The organism is Bartonella sp. AA86SXKL, from assembly GCF_042196885.1.
The window spans coordinates 38,870-61,945 of sequence record NZ_JBHIRE010000003.1; the positions used below are offsets into that span (position 1 = coordinate 38,870).

The 23,076-nt window shown below is 39.8% G+C and carries 30 protein-coding genes; 19 read left to right on the plus strand and 11 right to left on the minus strand.

The features are described from left to right. Positions 1 to 87: 87 nt before the first annotated feature. The gene (gene fumC / locus ACFIO5_RS02355) at positions 88 to 1,476 is read right to left on the minus strand and encodes a class II fumarate hydratase (protein WP_375671785.1); all 1,389 of its coding nucleotides are present in this window, start codon (positions 1,474 to 1,476) and stop codon (positions 88 to 90) included. A 227-nt stretch (positions 1,477 to 1,703) separates the two neighbouring features. Between fumC and groES the strand changes: the two genes are divergently transcribed. Both groES and groL read left to right on the plus strand, forming a co-directional pair. After that, positions 1,704 to 2,000 carry a co-chaperone GroES gene (gene groES / locus ACFIO5_RS02360; protein ID WP_005774667.1) on the plus strand — a complete coding sequence of 99 codons (297 nt, stop codon included), beginning with the start codon at positions 1,704 to 1,706 and terminating at the stop codon, positions 1,998 to 2,000. Between the two features lie 58 nt (positions 2,001 to 2,058). Next, entirely contained in the window at positions 2,059 to 3,702 is a 1,644-nt protein-coding gene (groL, locus tag ACFIO5_RS02365; protein WP_273790908.1) for a chaperonin GroEL, read from the plus strand. Between the two features lie 790 nt (positions 3,703 to 4,492). Here the strand turns inward: groL and ACFIO5_RS02370 are convergent. From ACFIO5_RS02370 to ACFIO5_RS02405, 8 genes are all read right to left on the minus strand, one after another. Then, positions 4,493 to 4,645, minus strand: coding sequence for a hypothetical protein (locus ACFIO5_RS02370; RefSeq protein ID WP_375606492.1), 153 nt, complete (start codon positions 4,643 to 4,645; stop codon positions 4,493 to 4,495). Between the two features lie 492 nt (positions 4,646 to 5,137). After that, on the minus strand, positions 5,138 to 5,350 hold the full coding sequence (locus ACFIO5_RS02375) for a hypothetical protein (RefSeq protein WP_375617918.1): 213 nt from the start codon (positions 5,348 to 5,350) through the stop codon (positions 5,138 to 5,140). Continuing rightward, complete coding sequence (locus ACFIO5_RS02380; protein WP_273790903.1) at positions 5,343 to 5,555, minus strand: hypothetical protein; 213 nt, start codon at positions 5,553 to 5,555, stop codon at positions 5,343 to 5,345. The genes ACFIO5_RS02375 and ACFIO5_RS02380 overlap by 8 nt, the downstream gene beginning before the upstream one ends. Beyond that, positions 5,479 to 5,715 carry a hypothetical protein gene (locus tag ACFIO5_RS02385; RefSeq protein WP_375606489.1) on the minus strand — a complete coding sequence of 79 codons (237 nt, stop codon included), beginning with the start codon at positions 5,713 to 5,715 and terminating at the stop codon, positions 5,479 to 5,481. Before ACFIO5_RS02385 ends, ACFIO5_RS02380 begins: the two co-directional genes overlap by 77 nt. After that, entirely contained in the window at positions 5,712 to 6,374 is a 663-nt protein-coding gene (gene bgtA / locus ACFIO5_RS02390; RefSeq protein ID WP_375617920.1) for a gene transfer agent endolysin BgtA, read from the minus strand. Before bgtA ends, ACFIO5_RS02385 begins: the two co-directional genes overlap by 4 nt. Before the next feature lie 673 nt (positions 6,375 to 7,047). Continuing rightward, positions 7,048 to 7,974 carry a YopJ/AvrA family T3SS effector serine/threonine acetyltransferase gene (locus ACFIO5_RS02395; protein WP_375677004.1) on the minus strand — a complete coding sequence of 309 codons (927 nt, stop codon included), beginning with the start codon at positions 7,972 to 7,974 and terminating at the stop codon, positions 7,048 to 7,050. A 333-nt stretch (positions 7,975 to 8,307) separates the two neighbouring features. After that, on the minus strand, positions 8,308 to 9,252 hold the full coding sequence (locus ACFIO5_RS02400; RefSeq protein WP_375676708.1) for a YopJ/AvrA family T3SS effector serine/threonine acetyltransferase: 945 nt from the start codon (positions 9,250 to 9,252) through the stop codon (positions 8,308 to 8,310). A gap of 326 nt (positions 9,253 to 9,578) precedes the next feature. Beyond that, the gene (locus ACFIO5_RS02405; protein WP_375676707.1) at positions 9,579 to 10,523 is read right to left on the minus strand and encodes a YopJ/AvrA family T3SS effector serine/threonine acetyltransferase; all 945 of its coding nucleotides are present in this window, start codon (positions 10,521 to 10,523) and stop codon (positions 9,579 to 9,581) included. Between the two features lie 399 nt (positions 10,524 to 10,922). Here ACFIO5_RS02405 and ACFIO5_RS02410 point away from each other — a divergent pair, with 399 nt between their 5' ends. Both ACFIO5_RS02410 and ACFIO5_RS02415 read left to right on the plus strand, forming a co-directional pair. Then, complete coding sequence (locus ACFIO5_RS02410; protein WP_375633372.1) at positions 10,923 to 11,147, plus strand: hypothetical protein; 225 nt, start codon at positions 10,923 to 10,925, stop codon at positions 11,145 to 11,147. A gap of 318 nt (positions 11,148 to 11,465) precedes the next feature. Beyond that, positions 11,466 to 11,606: a hypothetical protein gene (locus tag ACFIO5_RS02415; protein WP_375633371.1), complete on the plus strand. Its 141-nt coding sequence runs from the start codon at positions 11,466 to 11,468 to the stop codon at positions 11,604 to 11,606. 651 nt (positions 11,607 to 12,257) lie between these two features. On the opposite strand, the gene ACFIO5_RS02420 is transcribed toward ACFIO5_RS02415, so the two are convergent. Beyond that, a complete protein-coding gene (locus tag ACFIO5_RS02420) occupies positions 12,258 to 12,824 on the minus strand; it encodes a hypothetical protein (protein WP_375636890.1) in 567 nt (188 codons plus the stop codon). 1,890 nt (positions 12,825 to 14,714) lie between these two features. Between ACFIO5_RS02420 and ACFIO5_RS02425 the strand changes: the two genes are divergently transcribed. The 15 genes from ACFIO5_RS02425 to ACFIO5_RS02495 all read left to right on the plus strand — a co-directional run bounded on the left by ACFIO5_RS02425 (position 14,715) and on the right by ACFIO5_RS02495 (position 22,277). Then, a complete protein-coding gene (locus ACFIO5_RS02425) occupies positions 14,715 to 15,218 on the plus strand; it encodes a hypothetical protein (protein WP_375684077.1) in 504 nt (167 codons plus the stop codon). Positions 15,219 to 15,428: 210 nt separating this feature from the next. After that, complete coding sequence (locus tag ACFIO5_RS02430; protein ID WP_375636892.1) at positions 15,429 to 15,785, plus strand: hypothetical protein; 357 nt, start codon at positions 15,429 to 15,431, stop codon at positions 15,783 to 15,785. A gap of 48 nt (positions 15,786 to 15,833) precedes the next feature. Further along, on the plus strand, positions 15,834 to 16,424 hold the full coding sequence (locus ACFIO5_RS02435; RefSeq protein ID WP_375684078.1) for a hypothetical protein: 591 nt from the start codon (positions 15,834 to 15,836) through the stop codon (positions 16,422 to 16,424). After that, the gene (locus tag ACFIO5_RS02440; RefSeq protein WP_375634502.1) at positions 16,414 to 16,611 is read left to right on the plus strand and encodes a hypothetical protein; all 198 of its coding nucleotides are present in this window, start codon (positions 16,414 to 16,416) and stop codon (positions 16,609 to 16,611) included. The genes ACFIO5_RS02435 and ACFIO5_RS02440 overlap by 11 nt, the downstream gene beginning before the upstream one ends. A 10-nt stretch (positions 16,612 to 16,621) precedes the next feature. Beyond that, positions 16,622 to 16,939: a hypothetical protein gene (locus ACFIO5_RS02445; protein WP_375633366.1), complete on the plus strand. Its 318-nt coding sequence runs from the start codon at positions 16,622 to 16,624 to the stop codon at positions 16,937 to 16,939. Positions 16,940 to 18,149: 1,210 nt separating this feature from the next. Then, a complete protein-coding gene (locus ACFIO5_RS02450) occupies positions 18,150 to 18,323 on the plus strand; it encodes a hypothetical protein (RefSeq protein WP_375607086.1) in 174 nt (57 codons plus the stop codon). A gap of 3 nt (positions 18,324 to 18,326) precedes the next feature. After that, positions 18,327 to 18,692, plus strand: coding sequence for a hypothetical protein (locus ACFIO5_RS02455; RefSeq protein ID WP_375671796.1), 366 nt, complete (start codon positions 18,327 to 18,329; stop codon positions 18,690 to 18,692). 28 nt (positions 18,693 to 18,720) lie between these two features. Further along, the gene (locus ACFIO5_RS02460) at positions 18,721 to 19,857 is read left to right on the plus strand and encodes a DUF6990 domain-containing protein (RefSeq protein ID WP_375705092.1); all 1,137 of its coding nucleotides are present in this window, start codon (positions 18,721 to 18,723) and stop codon (positions 19,855 to 19,857) included. 88 nt (positions 19,858 to 19,945) lie between these two features. Next, positions 19,946 to 20,320 carry a hypothetical protein gene (locus tag ACFIO5_RS02465; protein WP_375627743.1) on the plus strand — a complete coding sequence of 125 codons (375 nt, stop codon included), beginning with the start codon at positions 19,946 to 19,948 and terminating at the stop codon, positions 20,318 to 20,320. Positions 20,321 to 20,330: 10 nt separating this feature from the next. Further along, positions 20,331 to 20,903 carry a hypothetical protein gene (locus ACFIO5_RS02470; protein WP_375633360.1) on the plus strand — a complete coding sequence of 191 codons (573 nt, stop codon included), beginning with the start codon at positions 20,331 to 20,333 and terminating at the stop codon, positions 20,901 to 20,903. A 27-nt stretch (positions 20,904 to 20,930) separates the two neighbouring features. Further along, positions 20,931 to 21,095: a hypothetical protein gene (locus ACFIO5_RS02475; RefSeq protein ID WP_375633359.1), complete on the plus strand. Its 165-nt coding sequence runs from the start codon at positions 20,931 to 20,933 to the stop codon at positions 21,093 to 21,095. Positions 21,096 to 21,355: 260 nt separating this feature from the next. Then, positions 21,356 to 21,535: a hypothetical protein gene (locus tag ACFIO5_RS02480; RefSeq protein ID WP_375705073.1), complete on the plus strand. Its 180-nt coding sequence runs from the start codon at positions 21,356 to 21,358 to the stop codon at positions 21,533 to 21,535. A 38-nt stretch (positions 21,536 to 21,573) separates the two neighbouring features. Then, positions 21,574 to 21,738 carry a hypothetical protein gene (locus ACFIO5_RS02485; RefSeq protein ID WP_375705074.1) on the plus strand — a complete coding sequence of 55 codons (165 nt, stop codon included), beginning with the start codon at positions 21,574 to 21,576 and terminating at the stop codon, positions 21,736 to 21,738. A gap of 115 nt (positions 21,739 to 21,853) precedes the next feature. Next, the gene (locus tag ACFIO5_RS02490) at positions 21,854 to 22,033 is read left to right on the plus strand and encodes a hypothetical protein (protein WP_375634509.1); all 180 of its coding nucleotides are present in this window, start codon (positions 21,854 to 21,856) and stop codon (positions 22,031 to 22,033) included. 46 nt (positions 22,034 to 22,079) lie between these two features. Next, on the plus strand, positions 22,080 to 22,277 hold the full coding sequence (locus ACFIO5_RS02495) for a hypothetical protein (protein ID WP_375634510.1): 198 nt from the start codon (positions 22,080 to 22,082) through the stop codon (positions 22,275 to 22,277). 271 nt (positions 22,278 to 22,548) lie between these two features. Here ACFIO5_RS02495 and ACFIO5_RS02500 read toward each other — a convergent pair whose 3' ends face one another. Continuing rightward, the gene (locus tag ACFIO5_RS02500) at positions 22,549 to 23,064 is read right to left on the minus strand and encodes a Rossmann-fold NAD(P)-binding domain-containing protein (RefSeq protein WP_375634511.1); all 516 of its coding nucleotides are present in this window, start codon (positions 23,062 to 23,064) and stop codon (positions 22,549 to 22,551) included. Positions 23,065 to 23,076 lie beyond the last annotated feature (12 nt).

Genomic DNA, 23,076 nt, shown 5'->3' on the forward strand with positions numbered 1-23,076 from the left:
TTATCGGTCATCATCGGGGTGTAAACACCCCGATCTTTTGACAAAAAGATTTGTTTTAAGATGTTTGCATCTTTTTTAGTGGGTTGTTTATTGGGGAGAAATCATCTTTTTGGGATCAACTAATCGGTCATAATCCTCTACAAAAACGCCTGCTTTTAATGCTTCGGTGCGCAAAGTTGTATCATTTTTATGCGCTGCTTTGGCAATTTCAGCAGCTTTTTCGTAGCCAATTTCTGGTGCAAGAGCTGTGACTAACATGAGTGAGCGCTCCATGAGCGAGTGAATATGAACACGATTGGCCCGTAATCCTTGAATGCAATGCATATCAAAAGAACGCATGCAATCACCAAGAAGGGTAATTGATTGTAAAACGTTATAGCCAATAACAGGTTTATAAACGTTGAGTTCAAAATGTCCTTGGCTTGCGGCAAAGGTTACGCTGGTGTGATTACCAAAAACTTGGCATGCAACCATGGTTAAGGCTTCACATTGCGTGGGGTTGACTTTGCCGGGCATAATAGAAGATCCGGGTTCATTTTCAGGAAGACTGAGTTCCCCTAAACCGGAACGTGGACCAGAGCCTAAAAACCGAATGTCATTGGCAATTTTAAACAGATCAGCAGCGAGAGCATTCAAGCTTCCGTGGAAATGCGCAAGGGCGCCATGATGGGCAAGTGCTTCAAATTTATTGCTGGCAGTTTGGAATGTTATTCCTGTGAGAGTGCTCATTGTTTGCGCAAAAGCAACGTCAAAACCTTTTGGCGCATTCAGCCCTGTGCCAACAGCCGTACCACCTTGAGCAAGCATTTGGACATCGGTTAGAGCATTTTCAATACGCTGAAGATTGGCTTCTAATGCGGCACGATAGCCTGAAAATTCTTGCCCTAAGGTTAAAGGGGTTGCATCTTGCGTATGGGTGCGGCCGATTTTAATGATATCTGCAAATTCTTGCTCTTTTTGTTTTAATGTCGCAATAAGAGCTTCAAGGATTGGCAGTAAGTGTTGGCGTGTTTGCAACGTGGTGGCAATGTGAAGCGCCGTGGGAAAGGAATCGTTCGATGATTGGCTCATATTGACATGGTCATTGGGATGAACTGGTTTTTTGCTTCCAAGTTTTCCTCCCAAAATCTTACTAGCACGATTAGCAATGACTTCATTGACATTCATATTGCTTTGTGTGCCAGAACCTGTTTGCCAGACGGATAGTGGGAAATGTGTATCAAAATCGCCAGCAAGCACTTCATCAGCGGCGGCAATAATTGCTTTTCCAATATTTTCTGGTAGTTTTCCTTTGCCCATATTTACAATCGCTGCTGCTTTTTTGATAAGGACTAAAGCATAGATGATGGCAAGAGGCTGCTTTTCACTGCCAATATTAAAATTATGCAGAGAACGTTCAGTTTGTGCGCCCCAATAACGATCTTGACGTACCGAAATCGTTCCAAAGCTATCCGTTTCCTGACGTGTTTCAACCATGATAAGATCCTTTTTTGTTCACGGGTTCTCAAAAAAGATAGATAACGCGAAAGTGCAATAAGAGGCAAGACTTTGAAGCTTCATTTAGAGAAATTATTTTTATGGCTATTCTTGACATTGAGAGATGCCGATTTTATATCTAACACATGCTAGCACTCGTAGTTTGAGAGTGCTAGCAAGAACTTTTAAGATTAATGCAATTATGTTCAGTTTTAAGGATTTAAAACATGGCTAATATACAATTCCGCCCACTTCACGACCGTGTCGTTGTCCGTCGGGTTGAATCTGAAAATAAAACGGCTGGTGGGATTATCATCCCTGATACAGCAAAAGAAAAACCCCAAGAAGGCGAAGTGATTGCTGTTGGCAATGGCGCTCTCGATGATAACGGAAAGCGCGTGCCTTTAGAAGTCAAAACAGGAGATCGTATTTTGTTTGGAAAATGGTCTGGAACTGAAGTCAAGATTAATGGGGAAGACCTCCTCATTATGAAAGAATCTGACATTATGGGAATTATGGGCTAATTGAAGCGCTTAATTTTTCATTGTGTACTATTTTGAGAAAACTCCAAGGAGAAATTAAATGGCTGCTAAAGAAGTCAAATTTGGCCGTGAAGCGCGTGAGCGTTTGTTGCGCGGTGTCGACATCCTTGCTAATGCTGTTAAGGTGACACTCGGCCCTAAAGGTCGCAATGTGGTGATTGATAAATCATTCGGTGCGCCTCGCATCACAAAAGATGGTGTATCCGTTGCAAAGGAAATCGAACTGGAAGATAAGTTCGAAAATATGGGTGCACAAATGTTGCGCGAAGTTGCTTCTAAAACCAATGATATTGCTGGTGATGGAACAACAACAGCAACTGTTTTAGGACAAGCTATTGTGCAAGAAGGTGTTAAAGCTGTTGCTGCGGGCATGAACCCAATGGATCTTAAACGTGGGATTGATGCTGCTGTTGAAGAAGTGGTGGCAAACCTCTTCAAAAAAGCAAAAAAAATCCAAACTTCAGCAGAAATTGCACAGGTGGGAACAATTTCCGCTAATGGCGCTGCTGAAATCGGTAAAATGATCGCTGATGCTATGGAAAAAGTGGGCAATGAAGGCGTCATTACTGTGGAAGAAGCTAAAACTGCTGAAACGGAATTAGAAGTCGTTGAAGGAATGCAATTTGACCGTGGGTATCTTTCCCCTTATTTTGTCACAAATGCTGAGAAAATGGTCGCTGATCTTGATGATCCTTACATTCTCATTCACGAAAAGAAATTGTCTAATTTGCAATCTCTTCTTCCTGTGCTTGAAGCTGTTGTTCAGTCTGGAAAACCACTTCTCATTATCGCTGAAGATGTGGAAGGTGAAGCTTTGGCAACGCTCGTTGTCAACAAATTGCGTGGTGGTTTGAAAATTGCTGCTGTAAAAGCTCCTGGATTTGGTGACCGTCGTAAAGCAATGTTAGAGGATATCGCTATCTTGACATCCGGACAGGTTATTTCTGAAGATGTGGGCATTAAACTTGAAAATGTCACTTTGGATATGCTTGGACGTGCAAAGAAAGTGAATATTTCTAAAGAAAACACCACCATTATTGATGGTGCTGGACAAAAGAGCGAAATTACTGCTCGCGTCAATCAAATCAAGGCTCAGATTGAAGAAACAACTTCTGACTATGACCGTGAAAAATTGCAAGAAAGACTTGCTAAACTCGCTGGTGGTGTTGCTGTTATCCGTGTGGGTGGTGCAACAGAAGTTGAAGTGAAAGAAAAGAAAGACCGTGTTGATGATGCTTTGAATGCAACACGTGCTGCTGTTGAAGAAGGTATTGTTGCTGGTGGTGGTACCGCATTGTTGCGTGCAGCAAATGCGTTGACCGTTAAGGGAAGTAATCCTGACCAAGAAGCTGGTATTAGTATCGTTCGTCGTGCTCTACAAGCACCAGCGCGCCAGATTGCAAGCAATGCTGGTGAAGAAGCTGCTATTATTGTGGGCAAAGTGCTGGAAAATAATGCTGACACTTATGGTTACAATACCGCAACTGGTGAATTCGGTGATTTGATTGCTTTGGGAATTGTTGATCCTGTGAAAGTTGTGCGTTCTGCTCTTCAGAATGCGGCTTCAATTGCGAGCCTTCTGATCACAACAGAAGCAATGGTTGCTGAAGTTCCAAAGAAAGATACACCAATGCCTCCGATGCCTGCTGGTGGAATGGGCGGAATGGGTGGAATGGATTTCTAAGCTCTTTTCCATAGAAATAATAAAGAAACGGGTCTTCTGTGCCCGTTTTTTTTATGCTTTTTCACGTTTCATACAGTTTTTCCTTTTATGACAGTTTCTTTATCTTATAGGATTGTTCTATTCTCCTCTGGTTGATCTACCGTTATTGTGAATGAATCTCATTCTCGGTTCTTGGCTTTTTCTCTTGTTTTTATGAAATGTTTCTATTGTGCGGGGATCGTGGTTTCCTTTGAAAATATTGTGCTAATAAAAATATAACTCTTTGATTTATAATAATTTATTCCTAATACAGTTCTGTTTTTTCATTTCAGGTTTATGCATGCCCCGTTAAAAAATCCTGTGTTTGTGCTTCATAGGGTGAGAGGTCACTACGGTTTTTATGAACCAACATAATCATTAAAAGTCAGTAGTTAAGAAGAGTCAGTAGTTAAGAGTTAGTACCTATTGAGCGTTGGAAAGACAGAGTTGAAAAGAGCATGATGGGGCTGGTTTGTTTTTTATGAATAAGATGCTGGTATTTCAAGCTTTTGTATGAAGAAAATAAGGGTTTGCTCTGTTAAAGGGCTTTTATATACTGGGACAAGCATTTTTCTGTTTGGGTAGTTTTTGGAATGAGGAGACTGCTCCATTTGAGAAGCTTAAAGATAAAAGCTAATTTTTCGCCTTGCTCTCATCTTTTTTTCGGTAAGCTCATCACCTAAACTGGAGCCAAACCCATGTTGTTATACTCAAGTTCTGTTTGTTGCCTATATTGTGACAGAAAATTCTTAAGTGGGGAGCAATTTTTGAGCTAAGGGGACCATGACAGGTAGCCGAAAAAATCATGACGAGACAATAGGCGCGCTTGTGTTAGAATTTTTAATGCTTCTGATGATAAAGGCACGCGAAATTCTGTTGTAGCCTCATGCTTTCTTTTCATATTTTCGAGCCAAGGATTTTCCATATATTCTCTTCAACTTGACCTTTATGCATAGGACATAAGGGAATTGGGGGTGGGAATTGAGAGGGTGGGAGGAGCCGGCTTGCTTTTTTATTCAACGTAAAGATGAGAGGCTTTATGTAAGGCTACCATTACATTGCTTGTTTATGCACTTCTTTAAAAGAAATATCTTTTAATACAAATTCTTGGCAATGCTATTTATGAAGAGTATAAAATCATTTTGATATCAATAGATTATTAAAAAAATGTATGTTGGTATGATCCTTTTCTTATGTTACCAAAGTTGCTGATTTACGCGTTGGTTAAAAATCTCTCTTCATACCCCTAAATTCATTTCATGAAAGCGTTTGTGAAGAGCACGACGTTTATGAGGCGTGTAAAAAATTCTCGTGAGACATGAAAAAATCATTAATAAAATCTCCATGTTTTCAAAAAATAACGAATGGCTTTTTATCTTTTTAAAAGATTTAACACGTCTCACGTTTTTTATTTATTTTAGAGCTGAATATTCGATTTTTGTGTAAAAATACTTCCCAGCACATCTATGATCCGTGAAAAATCAAGTGCTAATAAGAAAATGATGAATATAATCCACTTCGTATAGCGTGACATCATTTTTACACTTTTATACGTTGTGATGATTTCTTGTAGGATTTCTTTTTCCTTTTCTGTAAGCTCTGTTTGTTTTTCTGTTTTTTTTCTAGCCATGTTTCCACCCACACAAGCCTTCCCCTTGTTTGTTATGCTTTAAAATATCTCTTGCGAGATTTGAACTGATGATATTGAGATCTTTTTTGTCTAAATAAATGGGCATCCAACCAACGCAAGAAAAAGGCTCATTGATTGTTTTTATCGCGCAACCAGTGAGTAAGAGAAGCGCGTACATCAGCATCACTTTTTTGATTAATTTCATTTTCCACCTCTAGCCGTGTTGTTGATGACTTTAGCGTTTTTTCTATTTGCTTTTGTTGTTCAACTTTCTTTCCAAGAGTGAAAGCTTTTGCTAAAGCGATAAAAAAAGCGGTCAGAGCCGCTCCTGTTATCATCAGATTTTTTTTCAACCACCACATCATAAGCTCTGCTCCCGAAACCGTTTTGCCACAAAGAAAATGCCAACGCAGGCGGCTAAAACCATAATGGTTGCTAATGCCCATTGGATGGGACCATTGCCTGCCAATAAGCCCCCAAGTCCAGAAAAAGAACCAATAATCGGTGTAAGCGCTTCTGCTTTGAAAAATCCCATTGGAGCTTGCGTTTCTACAGTTTGGTAGTTGGGAGAAACATAAGCTCCTTTTGCCCATAATCCCGATTCTGCTGCACGACGGTGCACTAAACCGTGAAGACGTTTTCCTCCTGCTTTAGTCCACTTTTGTAACTCAGCAGGGACGGCTTCATATTCGCCATTATTGAGTTTTTTGAGCAGGGTCGAATTACAAAAAGCCGATGTTCCTATATTATAGCAAAACGATACGAGCGCGGCGAATTGTTCATCCGTTAAAGAAACCGTCACATGTTTTTCAACGGTATTTTCAAATTGTCTTAAATCTTGAGAAAGAACTTCTTCTGCTTGTTTTTCAGTAATGATCATGCCCTTGTGAACGAACGGTTTGCCAGCCGTGCTGGTATGACCATAGCCAATTGTCCACACCCCGATGGCATCTTTATGGGCATGTAAACGCAATCCTTCCCATTGTTTAATGAGTGCAAGCCCTGCTGCTGATATTTTTCTCATTTGCTTCTCCATAAAATAAAGCCTCACGGTAACGTGAGGCTGGTTGACAGATTAAAAATGAATTTTTTCACGCTTCAAAAACAGAAGAGATGTGAAACTTTTATGAAATCAAAAGGTTGGTTGTGACATCTTAGGGAATGGGGAATGGTTGGCCAAGTGGGGTAATGGTTGGTCAAGTGGAATAATGGTTGGGCTGGTGTTTTCCGTTAAGAGAGGTTGTAGATTTTAAGAGCTTGTCCTGGTGTTTTTGATGGAGCCTTCTTGGGGTACGGGCGGTTGTTTGGTTGATGCACGATAAGTGTGGTCTATTGCGGTTGTTTGGTCGTATGGCATTGATGTGGGGGTGTTTGAGATACGAAGTGGATACTCTCAGAAAAACAAGACATATGCTTTTACTGAAGACGAAAGCATTAAATATTTTATGTATCAAACGTTTTGCTTATCCAAAGAGTCTCATTGTTACACAGAGCTTTAGGCTAACAAGAGCTGTAGAATTTTGATACAATTTTAAGAGGGGCTGGTTTTTATAGGACAAAGGTGTTTTTTCTTTAAGAGGAAAGTTGTTTGCTATTTTTGTTTTATGAACGCAAAAGCTGGTTTGCTTAGAGAAATCTTAGCCGTAAAGCAGCCTCTCTTCGTTCTTTGATGAATAGGAATATGGAAAAAGCCTCAATTACATCGTTAAAGATTTGTATTCAGTGAGCCTTTTTTGGTGGGAAGAAACGGAAACAGTTTTTCCCTCTGTTTCTCTTAAGTTTTTTTCAAATCTCTCTCTCAGAGTTTCACCTTTTTTGTTGACTGTTTCATGTTCAGCATCGGGATTGGCTTTTAAATAGTGTTCTAGACGTCTTCTTCCTTGTGTGTGTTTATAAAAAGTGGTTGGAAGATAGGAATCTAACTTTTCAGCATATACAGATGAATTGGGTTCACATAATACACCCTTAACATTATCTTTGTGCAGTCTTGCTAATTTATCAGATTCAAGATGAAGCTTTTTGGCAAGGCTTAAGCTGAACATCCCGCATTCAGAAGAGCTTCGCTGAATATCCATTTCTGCCGTGGTAAAAGAATAAGGAGGCAGTTGAAGACATTGAAGGGTTTGATTTATTTTTATCCCTAGTTTGCAAGCCGTGATATTCTGAAATGTTGTAGGTTCAAGCATAATCAAAGAGATTTTGTCATCAACTTTTTGATAATCAAGGACTGCAAAGTGGATTTTGCTTCCCGAATTGACTATAAATCGGGCAGAATTTGCGCCGCTCTCAACGACTTCTTTTAGGGCGTGCGAAAACTCTTCTGCTGTAAGAGCCAATTTGAGATTCATTTCTGGATATTTGCTGTTTGCTTTTTCTACGAGAGCCGGCATCAATCTAATATCTGTGTTTTCATAATAAGCGTTAATCCAACGGCCGGTGACGAGATCATCTTCTAAGCCTGTAATAATATCTTTTAATTCGTCAGAACTCGGTGCAACATGTTCTTCTTCTGTTTGGATGGAACTTTGCATTAAACGTGCAATAAGGTCTTCTAAAGATTCATTTGCACTTGCTCCTTCTGGTGTTTGTGAGGAATGAGGGAGGGAAGAATCTTGTGGCTTCATAATCTTAGCCTCCATATTGATAATCGATAAATGATATTATTTCTTCAATTCTGGCTAAACAATGTTTGCAGGAAAGATTTTTAACTAAAAAAAACAAAGAGATGAAATCATCTTTATTTAAAAAAATTTGTTACGAAAGACAAAATCCCACGCTTTTCAGAGTCAAAGGTAAGGTATCTTTTTATCTTTTAAGAGATCACGTTGCTTACTGTTTGCATCTTTACCTCTTTCAAAGGGAAAAGAAGATTTGCTAACAGCAATTTATGCCTTACCGTAAAGCTACAGAGCTTCATTCTTTGTGGATGTGGAATATGGCTATGGCCAAAACGCTTATTACATCATTAGAGATTTGTATTCTGTGGCTCTTTTTCTGTGTTGTGAAACAGAAACAGTTTTTGTCTCTGTTGTCACCAGGCTTCTCTCAAACCTCTCGTTTAGGGTTTCGCCTTTTTTGTTTACTTTTTCATGTGCCGCGTCTGGATTGGCTTTTAGATATTCCCCAAGACGTCTTCTTCCTTGCACGTGTTTGTAAAAAGTGGTCGGAAGATATGGATCCAATTTTTCAGCAGGTAAAGGCGTGTCTGGTTCACATAAGACACCTTTAATATTATCTTTGTGCAGTCTTTCTAATTTAGCAGATTCGGTATGAAGCTTTTTAGCGAGCGCTAAACAAAACATTCCACATTCAGAGGAACTGCGTTGAATGTCCATTTCTGCCATGGCAAAAGAACAGTTGGGCAATTCATGCGCTTTAAGGGCCAATTGCGTCCTTAATGCGAGTACTGCTGGTTTCATATTGTTAAATGTTGTAGGTTCAAAAAATATCACCGATGTTTTGTCCTCTATGGTTTGATGATCAATGAGCGCAAAATGAATTCCCCTATCCTTTGTGTGAATGATAAATCTAGAAGATTGAACGCCGTTTTCGATGGCTTCTTTGAGTGCAAGGGCAAAGTCGTGAGATGACGCTGCCAATTGAAGACGCATGTCGGGATATTTACGATTTGCCTGATCTACCAAGGCTGGCATTAGCTTAAGGTCTGTACTTGCATAATCAGCTGTGAACCAACGACCCGTTGAGATATCATCCTCTAAACGGGCAACAATATCTTTTAATTCTTCACGATTGAATGGGATATTTTTGCCTTTTTCACTACTGGATTGTTCTAAATGTGCAGTAAGAGTGTCTAACGATGCATTTGCATGCGCCCTTTCAGGTGCACTTGCCTCTTCTGGTGTTTGTGAGGAATGAGGGAGGGAAGAATCTTGTGGCTTCATACTATTAGCCTCCATATTGATAATCGATAGGTGATATTATCTTCTTCAATTCTGGCTAAACAATGTTTGCAGGAAAGATTTTTAGCTAGAAAAAACAAAGAGATGAAATCATCTTTATTTAAATTACGAAAGATAAAACCCCACGCTTTTCAGAGTCAAAGGTAAGGTATCTTTTTATCTTTTAAGAGATCACGTCGCTTACTGTTTGCATCTTTACCTCTTTCAAAGGGAAAAGAAGATTTGCTAACAGCAATTTATGCCTTACCGTAAAGCTACAGAGCTTCATTCTTTGTGGATGTGGAATATGGCTATGGCCAAAACGCTTATTACATCATTAGAGATTTGTATTCTGTGGCTCTTTTTCTGTGTTGTGAAACAGAAACAGTTTTTGTCTCTGTTGTCACCAGGCTTCTCTCAAACCTCTCGTTTAGGGTTTCGCCTTTTTTGTTTACTTTTTCATGTGCCGCGTCTGGATTGGCTTTTAGATATTCCCCAAGACGTCTTCTGCCTTGCACGTGTTTGTATAAACGAGCTGGAAGATATGGATCTAATTTTTCAGCAGGTAAAGGCGTGTCTGGTTCACATAACACACCCTTAATATTATCTTTGTGTAGTCTTTCTAATTTTTGAGCTTCGAGATAAAGCTTTTTGGCAAGGCTTAAGCTGAACATCCCACATTCAGAGGAGCTTCGTTGAATATCCATTTCTACCATGGCAAAATGAATATTAGGCAATTGGTGATGTTCAATGGATTGTCGCGTCCTTAATGCAAGTAATGCGGGAAGCGTGTCACGCAGTAAGGTCGGTTCAAAAAAGATCAAAGATGTTTTATTATCAATGGTTTGATGATCGACAACCGCAAAATGAATTCCCCTATCTTGTGCGTTAACGATCAGCCTAGAAGATTTTATGCCCTTTTCGAGCGTTTCTTTGAGTGCAAGGGCAAAGCCGTCAGGGGGGCTTGTAAGTTTGAGATTCATCTCTGGATATTTACGATTTGCTTGATCGACCAAGGCTGGCATCATGTAAAGATCTAAAATATCATAATAATTTTTGATCCAACTGCCATCGGCATTATGCTGTTCTAAACCAGCAACAATATCTTTTAACTCGGCACGGTTGAAAGGGGTGTTTTTTATTTTTTCAATGTTAAGCCGTTCTAAATGTGCAGTAAGAGTGTCTAATGATGCATTTGCATGCGCTCCTTCAGGTGCGCTTGCTCCTTCTGGTGTTTGTGAGGAATGAGGTGGGGGAGAATCTTGTGGCTTCATAATCTTAGCCTCTATGTTGATGATCGATAGGTGGTATTATCTTCTTCAATTTTGGCTAAACAATGTTTTGAAAAACAAGCCTTTGCATCTTGAAAGGTGAGGCGATGAGAGCATAATGATGCCGTTTTCATATTTTTATGCGTGTATTGCTCATCATTGCTGTGATGTATTATATTGGTATTTTATGGGGGGATTATTAGGGCGTTCTATTGGGAGCCCGTGAATACGGCTTGTTTTGAAAATCTCAAAATTATAGAGTTGTTGGTGATGCAAAAGAAAACAGTCAGAAAAAGACGAAAGATACCTTCAAACCGTAAAGTTTTAAACATTGTCGCAAGACACACTGTTTTATAACAGTCTATAATAACTTATAATAGCCTATAATAATGCGAAAATTTTATGATGAAATCTGGACACAGAAAACCCCTTACCGCACCCGTCATTAAATACGATTTTTCAGATTCTGTCAACCGCAAAACGATTATTTTTCCTCCTTTATCGCGGGAAAAATCTACAGAAAAAAGCTCATTCATTGGCTATGCAGCAAAATATCTTGTTTTAATGGAAAAGTTTTTGATGTGGCAAAAAACATTTTCTCCTTTGAGAAAGGAGGGGACAAGATGAAGGGAGAATTGTGGTTTTGAAATCCGTGGTATTTTATTGATGGAATTGGGAAGGCGGTGGTTGGAAGGTATTGCGGGGGCAAAGCTTTAGGTATTGCGCAGGGGGTGTTCCGAGGGGGATGACGAGGTGGGGGGCTCGTGGGTGCTTAGAGGGTGATGGCCCTTCGAGTGGCTGTTGGGGTCTCTAAAGATTTCTGTATAAAGATTTATTGAGTAAATGCTTTTTCTCCTTTGAGAAAGGAGGGGACAAGATGAAGGGAGAATTGTGGTTTTGAAATCCGTGGTATTTTATTGATGAAATTGGGAAGGCGGTGGCTGGATGGTGTTTGCGGGGCAAAGCTTTAGGTGTTGGCGATTTGTGCGGGTGAATTGGGGCTATGCTGGCTGTCGTATTAGTGGTGATGTGATGGGGGGGAGGGTTATCGGTGCAGTTGTTGATGAGGGAGGAGATTGTTGGTAGGGGCTTTTTCTTTCGTTTAAGGGATGATGCTTTTAATTGTGTCAAAAATCAACGGGTTGTTTTAATGATAAGCTATTTATTTATAGTGGATATTTTATCGTTATTTATCTTGAATGAGAAACCCAGATTATGCTGAAATAAAAGCCATAGCTCTTGTCCGTCATAAGATCAGAAGAGCCATATAGAATTGTACAAGAAAAGACGTAAAATGACGATAATGAATTGTCTGAAGAGCTAAGGATGTCGCGATATTGGGTGAAGTGTATGATGAGGGTGGTTTGTTACAATGGGGGTAGAGGGAAGAATGTTGCTGTTTTAAAGAGGGGGCAATATTTATCCTGTCCATGCCGTGAATATGCTGTGAAATATTGTCCTTTGAGGCATGGATTAAGTGAGGTATGGGTAGATATAAGGTTAAGTCTCTTTGACAGTTGAAGTATTTTTTTAAAGGGCGTGGTGGATATTTTTAAGCTTGTTTGTTGTGCGCTTTAAGCTTGTTAACCCATGAAATTTTATGAAAGGGCATGCTCAGTGGATCTCAAGTGTCACTTGCCAAAGGGGGACTTTATAAAGGCGCTGGTTATAAAGAGGCATGTTATAAAAGGAGGGGGAGAATCTTTATCCTGTGAGGAGGAGGAAATGATGGGTGTTTTAGCCAAGGCTCTTTTGGGTAGAACTGTCAAAATGTTTATAAAGGGCATCAAGAATAATACGCAACGAACCAACAAGATTAGGCAGCGGTTGATCTTCTATAACAAGATAGTGTAATGCCGCATGAAAGTTGTGTTGACGATGTAGATATTGTGCTTCTTTAATCGCTTCTTGCATAGCTTCATAGTGTTCGGTTGCTCTTTGGACCCATTGCTTTTTTGCTTTCTCATCTGATGCGCTGTGCGTAAAACCATCATAATAACCGTTTGGTAAACCTTTTGCACATAAATAGTCGTTTCTAATTTGCAAGTATTGTTGCGCCGTGTCATATTGCTCTTTACTGATGCCTGATGAAGCCTCTTTATAGCCAAGCAAACAAAGACGCCCAATATAGGTTCCGACAAGCGGATTTTTTGCTTCTTCGAAGCTTAAACCAAAGTGTTTTGCACGCATTTCAATCGCAGATTGAAGCGCAGATTCGCTGGAATTTTGGGCACGTGAAATACAGCTATTGGGCTCTCGCTTTCCTGTTATTTTCGATCTACTGCGTTTTTTACGTATTTTCATGAACTTAACCATTTGAATGAAAAAGAAACTGTCTGTTGATGGGGGACAGTGATGTAAAAAGCACTTGGCGCAAATATTGGGGGGAGCAAATACTTAAGAGGGGGAAAATACTTAAAAAGAGGAAAATACTGGGGGAGTGAGCAAATACTGGGAAATATCAGCCGTTGCAGATCAAAAAACAAACGATACTAAAGGCGTTTTAAATGCAAAGAAAAGCAACGGTGTGGGGCGAAAAAATCATCTTTAAGGTGGTTTCTTACCTTTTTTATCTTATCCCTATCAGTCTTATCTTCCGCCCCTGTCATGCTTATTTTTTTATTGCTAGCGGATTATTTGCTTTTTAAATATTTCTTAACTGTTCTTGAGAGATTGAAGGAAAATTTTTGTCAAATGTGAATGAAAAAATAACAATGGATTTCAAGGGCATGTCATCGTCTTTCTAATAGGAAGTTTTTTCTAATGGGATTATTTGTCTCTTTTTTCACGAGCGCTTTGTGGAAATTTTTCAATTCCACTTTTGAAAGGTCATTGTTTTCTTAAGTTGGAAGCTTTTTATTTGGGTTCTCTTATTTTTTTGTTGTTGGGCGCTTTCCCAAGATATTTGATATACATCACGCTGTTAAGCATACTTTTATCCTTTATAGGAGATATATTGTCTTCTGTTGAGTGGCAGAGAGCGGCAAAAAGCAAACCTCTACATTCTATTATAATAGCATAAGATGCCCTATATTTTCAAATAAAATATCGTTTATCGGCTTAAAATAAACTGTGAATGATCTCGCTATTTTGTTTGGTGTATCCTTTATAGCGTATAAAAATCTCCGTTTTAATGGATCTCATCATAAGACGAGGGGATGTCGTTTAAAGGACGGAATGCATTATCGAAAGAAGCTGTTTTTATAAGTGGAAAATGCCTTTATAAAAAGATGCTTTTATAGGAGATGCCTTGATGAATGTAGGGGCTGTGAGATATTTCATCTTTAATGAAGAATTTTTAAAATGAAGCCTTTTTGATTAAGAAGCTTTCAAATGAGGATTAAGGTTGTTTGTCGCACGTTTTTCATACTGGATAATCGATTGCTTGTTTGACTTTGTTTTGTGTTGCTTTTTAAAGAGCCATGTCTTAGGGCTCTCTTTTGCCCATTTTTCAAGGGTGCTCATGAAGGGTATAACGATAAAGTCCCCAATGAAATCCATATAAAGTTTGAATAATATAAAATCTATTGCACACTTCCATTTTTACGCTTGTGAAGAAGAAAGTCCGTAGCATCACACATTTTGCCAGTCCTCTTGATCAAGACGTTTTACTCTATAGAGAAAGGGCAACAATGCTTTTAAAGACCTTGGGGTGGAGGGGGAAAATTGAAAGAGAAGAGGGACATCTATTTATTTACGAGACCGTGAAGGACAGTTTCTCTCTCTGGATGAAAAAGATTTTGTGCAATTTAATTATGGAATTGTGAGAGGCGCTGGTATTCATGCGGCGGCGTGCCAAATAATTAATCCTTATCATTTTAGGGCTTTGCCAGATTGACAACGAGGCTTTAAGGCAAAGGGATTGGAAATTTTTGAGGAAAAGGTAAGCCGTCCAGTGATTACGTTGTGCACTCGAGAAAGCTTGAGAAGAGCCAATGACTAAGGTTGATTTGGGACTGAGGTTGATCTTGGCCGCGTGCTTGGCTTTCAATAGAACACCCTTCCTTGGGAAAAGGGGTGTTTTGGCTTGTAAGCGCGCATGTATAAGCGCGTATAGGGCAATGAATAAAATATTTAGAAGGGAGATTATAGTGCTTGCATTACTCTGAGAAGGGTGCTAAGCGAATTTACCGCGCTGGTGGCGTGCTATCAAATATTGAAGAGTGGGAATTTTAGAAGTGGGGGAGTATCCGTATGATCGAAGATAAATCACAACACCAATCTGCCCATAAGGGAGATAAGGCTTTTGTATCGCAGCCAGTGTTGGATCAATCAGAAGCTTTCAAAAAATGGATGATGCTTTCAACAGGCGATTATATCATCATTTGTTGTTTGGCTATCCTCTTGTTTGTGCTTTTTTCCGCGTCTGCCTATATGAATCCTTTGGAGTTTTTTCACATTATGTCCAAAGAACAGCTCCAAGCACTGGGAAAAATGAAACAAGAAGATTTTCAAGAAATGAGTCAGAGTTTTATACAGATTCCTGCGATCGAATTTCTTCGTAACTTCGGGTGGAATGGTGTTTGGGCTTTTTTATGTCTCTTACCGCAAATAATTTTTGGCGTCCTTTTCGTGTTGTTTCCGCTCTTTTCTATTTTTAACGCCATTTCTAAACGGGATGCGAAGGAAATGATGAAGCTGTGGGAAACATTGCCAGAGCAGCAACAGCTAGACAACCAATCTCTCAACAAAATATGATAGGGGGGAAAAGTGATCACTTCTATAATGCCTCTTTTAATAACTACATTATTGATCTCCTTAGGGATAGTTATCGTTATTTATTCTGCGTGGAGCATGATACTCTTTTCTACCGTGAAGATCATCTTGTCCATTTATTATTCTTTGATAAAACGGGCAGTACTGTTATGTAAGATGCGAAGGAAATTAAAAAAGGGTACAGCGCAGAATTTGAGGCATAATCAGGCAGAGGGTAGAGGACAGAATACAGTTCTTGCAACACAGTTCAGTGCCTTTTCTTTTCAAGAATCTTTGCTTCTCTCAAAAAAGGACTATAAAATAATCTCTTGGATGGCTTTCATTGCAGTTGCGCTTTTTATATGGGCTACGCTTTTTTTGTCCTTTATTGCACGATATGCGACTGTTTCACACAATGATCCGTTGTTTTTTTTGTTATTGATTATTGCGCTGCCGTTTTTGTTTATTTTGGTCTGTAGTGCTATCACTTTGCCTGTTATTTTAATTCTCCATAGTTTCCTTCATTATGGCGTGAAAAAAACAGCAAAGAGATTAGAAACATTTGTTTGAGAAGAGAATGAAAATGATAATTTCACATCAATGTGATAGGGGAAAAAAGTGAGCATTATAATACTACAACATTTGGCTTTTTTAGGGTTCATTATCATTGCCATTTTAATGTTTATGGTTATGATCAGGCTTCCTTACCTGTTGATCAAGCATATGAAGTTGTCTTTTAAACTCGCTCAAGACGTGAAAAAGAGTACGACGCAACAAAAGCAAGCCATACAACAGTTGCGCAACGATCTGGGAGAAATGAAAAGACACAATCTCGCGCATAAGACACTTGATGCGAAAATACGCTTTCTTAACTTTAAAGAATCTCTGCCTCTTTATTCAAAAGAATGTAAAATAATTCTTTTTATTTTTATCCTCTTTACCGTTTTGCAATTTGCTTTCTCTATCGTACATTTGGTATGGTGGAAGGATAGTATGGTCAGTTTTATAGTACCGCGGTTTTCAATAGGTCGCATTATTTATGGCCTTCTATGGTTAGGGGTTCTTCTCTTTTTTCCGATCATTGGGATCATGTGCATAAAATTAACGAGAAAATTGAACAAAATACTTCCACAATTGGAAGAAGCGATACAACAACGCGATCAGGCAATGCGTATGCAGAATGTGGAAGGGGGACAAAATGACGAGTAGTCTTATAACATTAATAGCCATTTCTTTCCTGTGTTTTACGCTCTTAAATGTTTTAATATGGGCGCCAATCGTTGTCATTTATTACCTGTTTATCAAGCGTGCGCGGCTTTATTGTCGCGTGAAAAAGGAACTGAAATGCGTGCTGAATGAACGCGATATCGCCTTAAAACAGAACTCCCCAAAATAAAAGCAGCAGAATGTTTGATAAAAAGCAGCTTTCTCTTGTTTGGCAAGACTATAAAAAAATATTCTATCTTTCTACGGTCATGGCGACTGCTCCAATAGTTATAACTGTTGTCGTTAAGATATGGAGAGGGCAGGACTTTGTTTCTCTTGTCGTATTCGAGCCACTGGCATGGCTGCTTGCCTGTACTTTTTTATTCTTACCGATTGTTTTTATTATGCGTTTTATCGTGACCCGTCAGTTGAACAAAATGATACGGCAATTAGAAGAAGAGGTTGAGCAGAAAGGAGCTCCCGTCATATTATACGATGTGAGCGAGGGGAAAAAGTGAAGAGAGGCTTTTGTTGAGCCTTGCTTTTGACTTGTTCATTAAGGAGCATGGGGGACACTTCTCGTTTTATGCCTTTTTATATTTGTGTCGTGTTTTGAAAAGAATTGAGGCTCTTGCTTGAGTAGGATTCTTGCTTGAGTGCTGAGGGGAAAGTGAAGAGAGGCTGCTCTTGGGTTTCACTTGCTGTTTCTGTTCTCTTAAAGAGAGAAAATCTTGTAACTTATTTTCTTTTTATCAAGCATAAAAATGTGTCTTACCAAGCGATATTGAGAGCGAAAAATCTATACTTAAAGCAAAAGATATTCTGGTGTTTGGGGAAGAAAAGCCCATTTTTTGCAGGTGGAGAGGCAAGACGCATAGAGAAGGTGAGCCAAAAGCACACGTTTTGCTCCATAGAAAGTGTAACAGTGCTTTTAAAGAGCTTGGGGTGGAGGGAGAAAATTGAAAGAAAAGAGGGACATCTATTTATTTACGAGACCGTGAAGGACAGTTTCTCTCTCTGGATGAAAAAGGTTTTGTGCAATTTGGTTATGGAATTGTGAGAGGCGCTGGTATTCATGCGGCGGCTTGCCAAATGATTAATCCTTATCATTTTAGGGCTTTATCATTTTGGGGGGGGCCAGATTGACAACGAGGCATTGAGGCAAAGGGGTAGATTTTAAGGCAAAGGGATTGAAATTTCTTGAGGAAGAGGTAAGCGTAAGGCATTTATGCTGTGTACTTGAGGAAGTTTTTGATGAGGGCAATGAATGAGGTTGATCTGGGACTGAGGTTGATCTTGTCTGCGTGCTTGGCTTTCAATAGAACACCCTTCCTTGGGAAAAGGAAATTGTGCTATCTCTCAAGTGGCTTCTTCTTTACTTGCACACCCTTGGGGCTTTGGTATTGAGGGCTGATGTTAACATTTGGCAGCTTTCTCATAAAAACTTTATGGAAGATGAAAGTTTGGGCTTTGAAAAAAAATATCGAAAAAATCTATTTGGGCCGGTTTTGCTAGATGATTCAAATCGTCATAAAGACAAAGCAACTTCGTTACGATTTTCTTGCACTCGTTTGCTTCTTCTTTGGAAAGCAGCTTATCTTCCTGAAAATAAAAAGAGCACTTAGAATTTTAGAACCATAGACCCAAATTTGTGCAATAGAAGAAGATATTTTTATGAAAATTTGATCGAGGAGAAAAGAGAAGCCTTAAGACAATAGGGGGTACACTGTGAGTGATGAAAACATGATGTTTGAAGGTGATGGAAAAAAATGCACCGCTGATATTGTCTTTATAAAAGATGAGGGATACAAGCGCTTGATATTGATTGAACCCTCATTCATTGTGAGGACGAAAGCTTCGGTTCATGAAAATGGCTTAGAAATTGAGACAAATGAGGGGTAAAAAATGAGGGGCAATGGAAAAAATGCACCATTGGATGAAGAATTACGGTCTTTTGCGCTTGAAGAAGCGTTTCTGACACGCAAAAATTATAAAGTCATCTTTTGTATTGCTTTCATTGTGGCAGCTTTAAGAACGGCTCTTCGCTTCGTACCCATGTTGCTTGGGTGGAAGTTGGCGGAGTGGGAAGGGGATGTCGTGGCAGCTCTCTCGTTAATCATGTGGCTTATATCATGGTTTATTTTTTTGTTCATCCCTGTTGCCTTTGTGGTTCGTATCATTTTCACGGTTCTGTTGAAAGAAAAGGTCGATATGTTGGAGCAAGCAATCTGGAAGCGGAGAAAAACCGCTTCTCAACAAAACAGCGCATGAAGGGGCGGAGAAAATGATAGATATTAAAATGATGGATATTATTGTTGTACTCTCGTGGGGTGTGGGCTTGACGCTTTTCACGCTGCTTTCTGCCGTGGTCGTGATGTTTATTTGGGCATTGTATTACTCTACTTTCAAGCGGGTGAGACTGTATTGCCAAGTGACAAAAGAATTAAGCCGCGTGCTTGAACAACCTGTCGCTTTTGAGCCGTCTAGTGGAGCAACGCCGATGATTAAGCTGTTATCTGAGGAAAAAGAGTTTTCTCTTTCTGATGAGGAAATCTTAACGATGGAAAGTGCAACGGCGCTTTTAAAGAGTTTGGGGTGGAAGGTGGAAATTGAGGGAAAAGGAGATCATTTGGCCACCTATTATTTACCAGATCGTGAAGTGCAGTTTCTTTATAATGCTGAGAAGGGGTATCCGCGATTTGATTGTGCAATTGCGGTGGTTTCTGGTATCCATGCGGCGGCTTGCCAAACAATAGACCCTTATAATTCTGGAGGTTTGATTGCTCTTGAATTGAGTTTTGATGTGAAGGGGTTGGAAATTTTTGAAGAAAAGGTAAGCGTTGGATGTTTACGTCGTGCACTCGAGAAAACTTTAGAAAAGGCAATGACTGAGGTTGATCTTGGCAAGATGCTTCACTCTCAATATAGAATCTTGCCTTGGGAAAACAAAACGGTGGTCCCTCGGTTGGCTTCTTATTCCCTGCGTTATCTTGCAGCTCTGGCTTTGATGGGCGATGTTGAAAATTTACACTCTTATCACAAAAGCTTTATGGAAGGTGAGAAGCTGGGCTTTGAAACAAGCATCGAAGAAGAGCATCTGGAACGCGCAATGGTGATTGCTCAGGCGGTAGAAAAGACAAAGCAACCCAGTTACGATTTGCTTCAACAGGCGGCAAAGGATTTTTCCATGGAGGTGGAAAGCTATGAATGTTTTAGAGCTACAGATCCCAATTTGTGCAATAGAAGAAGAGATTCTTATGAAAATTTGATCGAGGAAAAAAGACAAGAATTAAGGCAACAGGGATATTTTGTTTACGAAAAGGACGCAATTTGTGAGGTTGATGGAAAAAACTATCGTCCTCATATTCTTTACATAAAGGATGGGGAGTTAGAATATATGGATGTAGAAATTAGGATTGATGAAAAAATTTATTGAGAAAAATAAAGAGTTTAGATAAGTTAAAAAGAGCTTAAACCTAAAAATAATGCGTAAAAAGCGCGAAGCGTAAAAGCAGAGGGGAACAATGCAGGAGAAAAAAGCAACATTTGAAGAGTCTTTCTTTTCATTTAGAAAATTTATGGTGTCTTCAGTGGAAAGGCGCAAAGGGGTGGGACGGTGTAAAATAATAGGGCACCGCTTTTTCATCATGTTTTGTACATGCCTTATCATGATGGCTTTAGAAGTTCCTGCGGGTGCAAAGTCTCTGGTACAGCCGTTGCAATGGACAAGATGGGAAGGAATTGGTTCTCTTATTTTTCTCTTACCAGTGTTGATATGGTTTTGTCTTCTCACACCCCTTCCTATTTTGTGGGGCATTTGTCGTTTTAAAGAGCGTAAATTGGAAAAAATAAAGAAAAAACTAAAAGAAAAAATAAAGCAGCAAGAGATTAATCAATGAGGTTATACGCATGAGGAGTGAGGCCGCGGTTTTTGTTTTGTTTCTGCCGATTGGATGTTTTCTTCTAAATGCAGTTACAGTTTTTGCCATTTTTGTGAATATGATTATTGTGGCGCCTTATTATTCTTTAATAAAGCGTTTGAGGCTCTATTACAGAGTGAAAAAACAAAGACGTTTGATGAAAGAACATCCACAGCGTTTTTGTTTCTTTGAAAAAAGCGGAAAAGGGAAAGAGAGAGTGCCGCAAAACTTAGCACTAGAAACAAAGATAAGTTCCTATTCGTTAAAAAAATGGCTCGCTTTTTCACGCAAAGATTATATCCTCCACGCATGCCTCTCTTTCATCATTATATTTTTCAAAGCTTATGTCTATGTGATTTTCTTTAAAGGGATAGATGAGATAGATGAGAGCAGATTTGAATATTTTGCCATTCTCTTGCTTTTCTGGTTTTTTTTATCGGTATGTATTTTTGCAACGATCCCTGTTGTTGTGATCCTTCGTGAAATTTTAACTCATCGATTGAAAAAGAAGATTCAGCAATTGGAAGAAGTGACTGAAGCAACCCAATCAATCAATTTATAAAGAGAAGGGAATAAAATGCATTACGCAATGGCGGCAGCTTACACGCTGATTTTGATCATTCTGCTGGGGGGTATTTTTGATTTTTTCTTAACAATACCCATTGTGGCACTGTATATTTCTTTTATCAAGCGTTTGATCTCGTATTACAAGGTTACCAAACAATTAAATGCAGCGCTGAAAAAGCGCATGTAGTGCTCGTGTCATGGGGGGCATAAGTTTTAGATCATGCCATTGCTTCATGACGTGGGAGGAGGGCATCGATTGTTTTTCTCATTTTACGCTGATCTCTGGGGGAAAAGGGTTGATGGCAATGAATAGGCTGGTGATAGGTTTGTAATAGGCTGGTGATAGGCTTTAATGGGGCTGTTTATCGGAAGTTTTGTTGTTTTCTGTGAATTTGCAAAATCGTAAAAACGTGAAACTGTAATAGGGCGTGTGGTTGGTCAAGAGCCGTGACGGTTGTGGGGCGGTTGGGGAGAAGAGGTGCCAATGGAGGATGGTTGGATTGTGCAATGCGTCAAAATTGGAATGGGGGAATGGAGGGCGTTGGGGGAAAAGGGCTGTTGGCAATGAATAGGCTGATGATAGGCTTTAATGAGGCTGTTTATCGGAAGTGTTGTTATTTTCTGTGAATTTGCAAAATCGTAAAAACGTGTAACTGTAAAATGGTGTGTGTGGTTGGTCAAGGGCTGTGATGGTTGTGGGGCGGTTGGGGAGAAGAGGTGCCAATGGAGGATGGTTGGATTGTGCAATGCGTCAAAATTGGAATGGGGGAATGGAGGGCGTTGGGGGAAAAGGGCTGTTGGCAATGAATAGGCTGGTGATAGGTTTGTAATAGGCTGGTGATAGGCTTTAATGGGGCTGTTGATCGGAAGTTTTGTTATTTTCTGTGAATTTGCAAAATCGTAAAAACGTGAAACTGTAATAGGGCGTGTGGTTGGTCAAGAGCCGTGACGGTTGTGGGGCGGTTGGGGAGAAGAGGTGCCAATGGAGGATGGTTGGATTGTGCAATGCGTCAAAATTGGAATGGGGGAATGGAGGGCGTTGGGGGAAAAGCGTTGATGGCAATGAATAGGCTGATGATAGGCTTTAATGGGGCTGTTTATCGGCAGTTTGCTTGTTTTCTGTGAATTTGCAAAATCGTAAAAACGTGAAACTGTAATAGGGTGTGTGTGATTGGTCAAGGGCTGTGATGGTTGTGGGGCGGATATGGGGAGAAGAGGTGCCAATGGAGGCGTGAAGGTTGGATTGTGCAATGCGTCAAAATTGGAATGTGGGGGAATGGAGGGCGTTGGGGGAAAAGCGTTGGCAATGAATAGGCTTGTAATAGGCTTTAATGGGGCTGTTTATCGGCAGTTTGCTTGTTTTCTGTGAATTTGCAAAATCGTAAAAACGTGAAACTGTAATAGGGTATGTGGTTGCTTAAGGGCTGTGATGGTTGTGGGGAGGGGATAAGCCCGTGTGAGGAGGAAAAAAGTTTGGTTCTGAAGCTGTTGATATAAGGATGCTGTTTAGAGGCGTAAAGGAGGGGAACTGTTCGTTCTCAAAGCCTATGATGTAAGAGAGTATGAGTTATTTAAGAGGGCGTTCGGGTATGGATAGAGATTGAGGGGGCTCGGCTTCTTTGCATGGCAAGAGGTATTGATCATAAGTTTTGTTTATTCATATGGTTTTTTATGGCATCCAGTACCTGTTGGCTTATCTCCTGATGTGTTAGCCATCGTAAACCTTTTGACGTTGTTTTTTGTCCTAATTGAATGGGGATAAAATCAACCTTGTTTTTGCGCGCGCACTCGAGGATCATTTGATCATGCGTGTTGGAACCAAAAATATGAAGAATACATGGCGGTTTAGGCAAAAGAGCCAACTGCTCAATTAATGCGCAAGAAAATGCATAGGCGGGCGAATGAATCCATAATATGCAATATTTTAGATCATGCCATTGCTTCACAGCTTCTAAAAATTGCGCCTTTGATGCCGCACAATCATAATCCAATGGCACACACATATGCTGTTTTTGCAATGCCTCAAGCTGGACTTTATGGGAAAGAAAGCGTGCAGCAATAATCACTTCTTGCGGCTCTAGTGATTGATACAAAGGGGCAAGCATCCCTGTGCCCCCTACCACTAAATAACGATAGTGCGCATCCTTTTTTTTCATGCCCCCTCCCTT